This is a genomic window from Rhizobium aureum (genome assembly GCF_030182495.1).
GTDB lineage: Bacteria > Pseudomonadota > Alphaproteobacteria > Rhizobiales > Rhizobiaceae > Rhizobium > Rhizobium tropici_C.
Genome location: NZ_JAQJCI010000014.1, coordinates 142,758 through 148,857 on the forward strand (window position 1 = coordinate 142,758; position 6,100 = coordinate 148,857).

General features: G+C 61.5%; 9 protein-coding genes and 1 tRNA gene. 1 reads left to right on the plus strand and 9 read right to left on the minus strand.

Annotation, left to right across the window (positions count from 1 at the left end):
* Window positions 1-28: 28 nt before the first annotated feature.
* The 7 genes from infA to PH552_RS25530 all read right to left on the minus strand — a co-directional run bounded on the left by infA (window position 29) and on the right by PH552_RS25530 (window position 5,112).
* Window positions 29-247: a translation initiation factor IF-1 gene (infA, locus tag PH552_RS25500; protein WP_004117876.1), complete on the minus strand. Its 219-nt coding sequence runs from the start codon at window positions 245-247 to the stop codon at window positions 29-31.
* 142 nt (window positions 248-389) lie between these two features.
* Window positions 390-857 carry an arsenate-mycothiol transferase ArsC gene (locus tag PH552_RS25505; RefSeq protein WP_113249517.1) on the minus strand — a complete coding sequence of 156 codons (468 nt, stop codon included), beginning with the start codon at window positions 855-857 and terminating at the stop codon, window positions 390-392.
* A gap of 5 nt (window positions 858-862) precedes the next feature.
* Entirely contained in the window at window positions 863-1,336 is a 474-nt protein-coding gene (locus tag PH552_RS25510) for a UPF0262 family protein (protein ID WP_112343188.1), read from the minus strand.
* A gap of 3 nt (window positions 1,337-1,339) precedes the next feature.
* A complete protein-coding gene (gene hisD / locus PH552_RS25515) occupies window positions 1,340-2,638 on the minus strand; it encodes a histidinol dehydrogenase (RefSeq protein ID WP_112343187.1) in 1,299 nt (432 codons plus the stop codon).
* Between the two features lie 58 nt (window positions 2,639-2,696).
* Entirely contained in the window at window positions 2,697-3,140 is a 444-nt protein-coding gene (locus tag PH552_RS25520; protein ID WP_112343186.1) for a DUF2948 family protein, read from the minus strand.
* Window positions 3,141-3,378: 238 nt separating this feature from the next.
* Complete coding sequence (murA, locus tag PH552_RS25525) at window positions 3,379-4,671, minus strand: UDP-N-acetylglucosamine 1-carboxyvinyltransferase (RefSeq protein ID WP_145644434.1); 1,293 nt, start codon at window positions 4,669-4,671, stop codon at window positions 3,379-3,381.
* Window positions 4,672-4,815: 144 nt separating this feature from the next.
* Complete coding sequence (locus tag PH552_RS25530; RefSeq protein WP_210278946.1) at window positions 4,816-5,112, minus strand: hypothetical protein; 297 nt, start codon at window positions 5,110-5,112, stop codon at window positions 4,816-4,818.
* A 156-nt stretch (window positions 5,113-5,268) separates the two neighbouring features.
* Here PH552_RS25530 and PH552_RS25535 point away from each other — a divergent pair.
* Window positions 5,269-5,343 (plus strand) — tRNA-Thr (locus PH552_RS25535).
* A gap of 166 nt (window positions 5,344-5,509) precedes the next feature.
* Here PH552_RS25535 and PH552_RS25540 read toward each other — a convergent pair.
* Window positions 5,510-5,719 (minus strand): hypothetical protein, encoded by a 210-nt coding sequence (locus PH552_RS25540; RefSeq protein ID WP_145644433.1) that lies wholly within the window; start codon window positions 5,717-5,719, stop codon window positions 5,510-5,512.
* Between the two features lie 21 nt (window positions 5,720-5,740).
* Window positions 5,741-6,100 (minus strand): IS5 family transposase (locus PH552_RS25545; RefSeq protein WP_285166338.1); only part of this gene is annotated, 360 nt, incomplete at its 5' end.

Here is a 6,100-nt window from a genome sequence, read left to right on the forward strand (position 1 = left end):
GCGGCATCCGGCTCCAGCGAGCGGCGGACTACTTGAAACGGTAGGTGATGCGGCCCTTGGTCAGGTCGTAAGGGGTCATTTCCACCAGCACCTTGTCGCCGGCCAGAACGCGGATGCGGTTCTTGCGCATGCGGCCCGCGGTGTGGGCGATGATCTCGTGCTCGTTTTCCAGCTTCACGCGAAAGGTCGCGTTCGGCAGGAGTTCGGTGACGACACCGGGAAATTCGAGGACTTCTTCTTTCGGCATTAAAGCTTCTTTTCCTGTCGGTTGAGGCCGGCACCCCTGTTAAAAAGGCGGGGTCGCCGGAAATTTGCGCGGAAACTACACAATCGCCGCGGTTTTGTGAACCACGTTGATAAGGGTTTCTGCATTTGTTTCATCTGCGGCTCTAAAGCGAGCCGCGATGTTCCACAAGCCTGCTCTCTATGAGGCCGAGAAGATAGTCCCTCACCCCGCGATAGGCATCCAGAACCTGCTCGCGCGTTCCGTCCGTCGCCGAGGGGTCCATCGTCGGCCAATAGATGACGTCGATCGCATTGGCCCGTGTCAGTTCCAGCGCGGCGTGATGCGCCTCGGGAGAGAGCGTGATGATGACATCGAAGAAATCATCCTCCAGCTCCTCCATGGTCTGCGGCTGCCGCCGGCCGAGTGAAAGCCCCATCTCGGAAAGCACGACATCGACGAAGGGATTGCGCTCGCCGGCACGCACGCCGGCAGACGCGATATAGGTGCCTTGCGGCAGCATCTGCCGGGCGATCGCTTCGGCCATGGGCGAACGAATGGTATTCAGGCCGCACATGAAGAGGATGGCGCCGGGGGATTTGCCGATATGCTCGATCGCCTGCGGCTCTTCCATATCGGTCACCCGCGCCAATAGAGCACGCAGACGAGCGTGAACAGCCGCCGCGCCGTGTCGAAATCCACGGTGATCTTGCCGTTCAGCCGGTCCATCAGCGTCTGCGAGCCTTCGTTGTGGATGCCGCGCCGGCCCATGTCGATCGCTTCGATGCGGCTTGGCGTGGCGGAGCGGATCGCCTCGTAATAGCTCTCGCAGATCATGAAATAATCCTTCACGATCCGGCGAAACGGCGTCAGCGACAGGATATGGGTGGCGACAACGGCGCCGTCTTCCATGCGGATGTCGAAAACCAGCTTCTGGTCGACCAGCGACAGGTTCAGCAGATAGGGCCCGCCCTGATGCCCGATCGGCTCGAAGCTGTTTTCCTCGATCAGGTCGAAAATGGCGACGGCGCGCTCATGCTCGACATCGGGTGTCGAGCGGCCGATCGTGTCGTCCAGGACCACATCGCTCAGCCGGAAGACGCCCTTGGCCATGCCTTACCCCTCGAGATTGAGGCGGATCGCGACCGATCGCGCATGTGCATCCAGCCCCTCGGAATTGGCAAGCGCGATCGCCGCCGGCCCGAGTGCGCGAAGCTGCTCCGGCCCAAGTCTGAGGATCGAGGTGCGCTTGACGAAATCCAGCACCGAGAGCCCAGAGGAGAAGCGCGCTGAGCGGGCCGTCGGCAGCACATGGTTCGAGCCGCCGACATAATCGCCGATCACCTCGGGCGTATGGCGGCCGACGAAGATCGCGCCGGCATTGCGCACACCGGCAAGCAATGGCTCGGGATCGTCGACAGCGAGTTCCAGATGCTCGGCCGCGATTCTGTTGGCAAGCGGAATGGCCTGCTTCAGATCGGAGACCAGGATAACGGCCCCGAAATCCCGCCAGCTGGCTGCCGCCGTCTGCGAGCGGCTGAGCCGCTTCAACTGCCGCTCGACCGCCGCTTCTACCGCCTTGCCGAATTCGGCATCGTCGGTGATCAGGATCGATTGCGCGCTTTCGTCATGCTCCGCCTGTGCCAGAAGGTCGGCGGCGATCCAATCCGGATCGTTGTTCTTGTCGGCGATGACGAGCACCTCCGAAGGGCCGGCGATCATGTCGATGCCGACGGTGCCGAACACCTGGCGCTTGGCGGCCGCCACATAGGCGTTGCCCGGGCCAGTGATCTTATAGACCGGCTTGATCGTCTCCGTGCCATAGGCAAGGGCCGCGATCGCCTGCGCGCCGCCGATGCGGTAGATCTCCTCGACGCCTGCCATGCGGGCGGCGGCAAGCACGGCCGGATTGACGGCACCATCCTTGGTCGGCACGGCGATGACGACGCGGTCCACACCGGCGACCTTGGCCGGCACGGCATTCATCAGCACTGAGCTCGGATAGCTCGCCGTGCCGCCGGGCACATAGAGGCCGACGGCTTCGATCGCCGTCCAGCGCGATCCCAGGCCGACGCCGAGATCGTCCTCGTAGATGTCGTCCTTCGGCAGCTGCCGGCGGTGATGCGATTCGATGCGGGTGGCGGCGACCTTCAATGCGCCGAGAACCTCGGCCGGAACGGCGGCAATGGCGGCATCGATCTCCGCTTCGCTGACGCGCATCGGTGTCGTGGCGAAATCGATGCCCTCGAATTTCCTGGAATAATGAGCAAGGGCTGCATCGCCACGCGCCCGCACATCATCGATAATGCCGCGCACGACGGCATTCACATCCTCGGAGACTTCCCGCTTCGTCGTCAGGAACGCGGCAAACTGCTGCTCGAACCCTTCCGACGCCTGATCCAGCCAGATAGCCAATGCTGATATTCCCTTCCATCAAGACCGACTTCAGCGGCCGTATCCAACCGTTACAAGCCTATACTCCCGCGTCGGGATGCCGGGGCTTATGCGCCGTTTCCCACGCGCCGCCGATATCTGCGAGCTGGGCCTCGATGCATTCGACATCGAGCGCGATCGTGGCCTTGCCGGCAAGGGTGAGTTCGATCGTGCCGTCAGGCCCCTCGCCTTTCTGTTCGAAGCGGATCGCAAGCAGTGACAGCACCTCGTCGCGGTTGCGCCGATCGATGCCGCTGGAGCGCACCGCCTGCACGCGCTTGAACACCAGCGCGGAACGATGGCGTTCGTAAGGCTTGCTGCGCTGATCCGATTGCTCCCAGCCGAAGCGGTTGGCCGCGAGCGAAAACTGCTCCTGCTTCGGCGCATAGGACATATCGCCGACCTTGAAGACGCTATCCTGCATATAGGCAGAGATGACATCCAGGTCCTCCGTGTCGAGTGCCATTAGCTTGAGATCGCTCATTCGTCCTTTATCCCCGATCGCGCCACCAGAAAAACGCCCGGCGAAACGCCGTTTCCAGCGTTTCCCTTCTGTGGACATAAGATGCGAGCGCAAAAGACGCAACCGAAGAAAACGGGCTTGCCCGCTCTCTTCGCGCCATCGGATGGAATTAAGGCATGCCGCGCAAATCCGTGTCGCGGTTTTGCGACAGCGGCGGGCACGAAAGCCGAAAACTATTCCGCAAAGACCGCGATAGGGCTTAGTCGCTGATGCGTTCGACGATGGCGCCGCAGCGCGTCAGCTTGTCTTCCAGCCGCTCGAAGCCGCGATCGAGGTGATAGATGCGCGACACCACCGTCTCGCCTTCGGCGGCAAGGCCGGCAATGACGAGCGAGACCGAAGCGCGAAGGTCGGTCGCCATCACGGGCGCGCCCTTCAGCTTCTCGACGCCCTCGATGCGGGCCGTCTGGCCTGACAGAGAGATCTTCGCGCCGAGGCGGGCCAGCTCCTGCACATGCATGAAGCGGTTTTCGAAGATGGTCTCGGTGATGTGCGAAATGCCGGAGGAGCGGGTCATCAGCGCCATGAACTGCGCCTGCAGGTCGGTCGGGAAGCCCGGGAATGGATCGGTGACCACATCGACCGGCTTGATGCCGCCGCCATTGCGCATGACACGGATGCCGTTATTGGTCGGCGAGATCGTAGCACCGGCGCGGCGCAGGCTTTCGAGCGCCGTGTCGAGCAGCGCCACATCGGTGTTTTCGAGCGTGACATCGCCGCCGGCCATGGCAACGGCCATGGCATAGGTGCCGGTCTCGATACGGTCGGGCAGGACGCGGTGGCGCGCGCCGGAGAGCGAGGTGACGCCCTCGATGGTGATCGTGCTGGTGCCGGCGCCGGAAATCTTGGCGCCCATGGCGATGAGGCAATTGGCGAGATCGACGATTTCGGGCTCGCGGGCCGCATTGCCGATGACGGTGGTGCCGCGGGCAAGCGTGGCCGCCATCATCATCACATGCGTCGCGCCGACGGAAACCTTGGGGAAGACATAGCGCGCGCCGATGAGGCCGCCCTTCGGCGCGGTGGCATTGATATAGCCGGCGTCGATTTCCATGGTGGCGCCGAGCGCCTCGAGACCCTCGATGAAGAGATCGACCGGGCGCGTGCCGATGGCGCAGCCGCCGGGCAGCGACACGCGCGCCTGACCCTCGCGGGCGAGCAGCGGCCCGATGACCCAGAAGCTCGCGCGCATCTTGGCGACGAGTTCGTAGGGCGCGGTCGTATCGACGATGGTGCGGCAGGTGAAATGGATCGTGCGGGAATAGCCGTCTTCCTGGCGCTCGCGCCGGCCGTTGACGGCGACATCGACGCCGTGATTGCCGAGGATTCGCATCAGGAGCTCGACATCGGCCAGATGCGGCACGTTTTCCAGCGTCAGGGTATCGCTTGTCAGAAGCGAGGCGATCATCAGCGGCAGGGCGGCATTCTTGGCGCCGGAGATCGGAATGATACCGTTGAGCTCATTGCCGCCGACAATCCTGATACGATCCATATAAGCAATACGGGCGAGGCCCGCCTTTCCTGATAGTCCCGGGCGCCTTGAGTGCCGGCGCCAGGTTTCGTGCACCTTGGTAAAAGGCGCTCTTTAGACGAAATAGATTAACGCATCAATTCGTTTGATGATGGGCAACATCAATCATTGCGATTCGTCCCTTTTTGCGGCGGCTTCAGCGCTATCCACAGGCTTTGCCGCCGGCAAACCATCCGTCTCGTCGGCCTGGCCGGCGCGCCGCGCCCGCACCTGCTGCTTGCGGCGGGACAGATTCTCCCGCAGCTTCTGCGCGGCACGCTCGCGCCGCCGATCCGCTTCCGTGACCTGCTTGCCGCCCACGGGCTCGCCCGCCTCGCCGCCGACCCCACCACTGGTCCCACCGGGCGCCGAACCGCCCTGCAAAGCCTGCCCACCATCGATTTTCGTCTTGTCCGCAGCCATGGCTTCCTCATAGCGGAAAACCTTAGGCGTCAAAAGACCGACACATTTTTTCCAGCGATCTTTCAAAGAACTTGCAATTTGCGGCTTGCACTCCGCCCCGACCTATGGCAATAGCCGCCTCGCCCAATACGGCGCACTTAAATCGCGCCACGGAATGCTGCTATAGCTCAGGGGTAGAGCACTCCCTTGGTAAGGGAGAGGCCGAGAGTTCAAATCTCTCTAGCAGCACCAGCTTCTTGTTATTTCGCCAAAAACTATGACAATCGACGGATCGCTTACTTTTGCGTCAGTGGCCTCTTTCAATAAAGCGATGGCACGTGCATCGCCTTGTCGCACAATAAGCTAATGGGCTTTGCCCAATCTTATATACTGATAGAGCCGAGAAGTTAGACGCAAACTAATGTGGCGTTTGGGTCAGACGCTGTTCACGCTCCTCTTCTTCGGACTCAACAGCCGCCACTTTTCCTTTGTCCTCGATACCGAGAATGACCTTGGCAAGTCTATCAAATTCCGCTTTGGGTTCAAAAGGCAGCCGCTCCCAGAAATCGTCAGCGGCGACAAAAGCGATCAGCGATTCCAAATCTTTTGCTTTGTAGCCATCGGGCAAGTAGTCTTCTACGGCGTCGACTCATAAACTCTGGCACCATATTCTTGCAGCGACGAGCTTTACAGCGGCGAAGTAGTTTTCCAGACGCTTGTCATACCGGGTTGCGATGCCTCGAAACTGTTTGATCCTGTTGAAGAACCGTTCCACGAGATTGCGTTGTCGATAGACCCAGCGGGAGAACACGAAGGAGCCTTTCCGGTTTGTCTTCGGCGGAATATTGGCCCAGGCCTTTCGCTCGGCGGCCTTAGCCCGGATGGCATTGCTGTCATATCCCTTGTCGGCCAGCAGGATATCTCCTTCACCCAGTTCGTCCGTCAACGCGTCGGCCTGGGTACAGTCGGCGACCTGCCCACCGGTCAGACGAAGGTTGACGGGGCGACC

Bases quoted from the DNA above. Each gene is read 5' to 3' on its own strand.
- PH552_RS25510 (WP_112343188.1), bottom strand. From the start codon at position 1,336: ATGGCCAAGGGCGTCTTCCGGCTGAGCGATGTGGTCCTGGACGACACG.
- PH552_RS25505 (WP_113249517.1), bottom strand. From the start codon at position 857: ATGGAAGAGCCGCAGGCGATCGAGCATATCGGCAAATCCCCCGGCGCC.
- murA (WP_145644434.1), bottom strand. From the start codon at position 4,671: ATGGATCGTATCAGGATTGTCGGCGGCAATGAGCTCAACGGTATCATT.
- infA (WP_004117876.1), bottom strand. From the start codon at position 247: ATGCCGAAAGAAGAAGTCCTCGAATTTCCCGGTGTCGTCACCGAACTC.
- PH552_RS25520 (WP_112343186.1), bottom strand. From the start codon at position 3,140: ATGAGCGATCTCAAGCTAATGGCACTCGACACGGAGGACCTGGATGTC.
- PH552_RS25530 (WP_210278946.1), bottom strand. From the start codon at position 5,112: ATGGCTGCGGACAAGACGAAAATCGATGGTGGGCAGGCTTTGCAGGGC.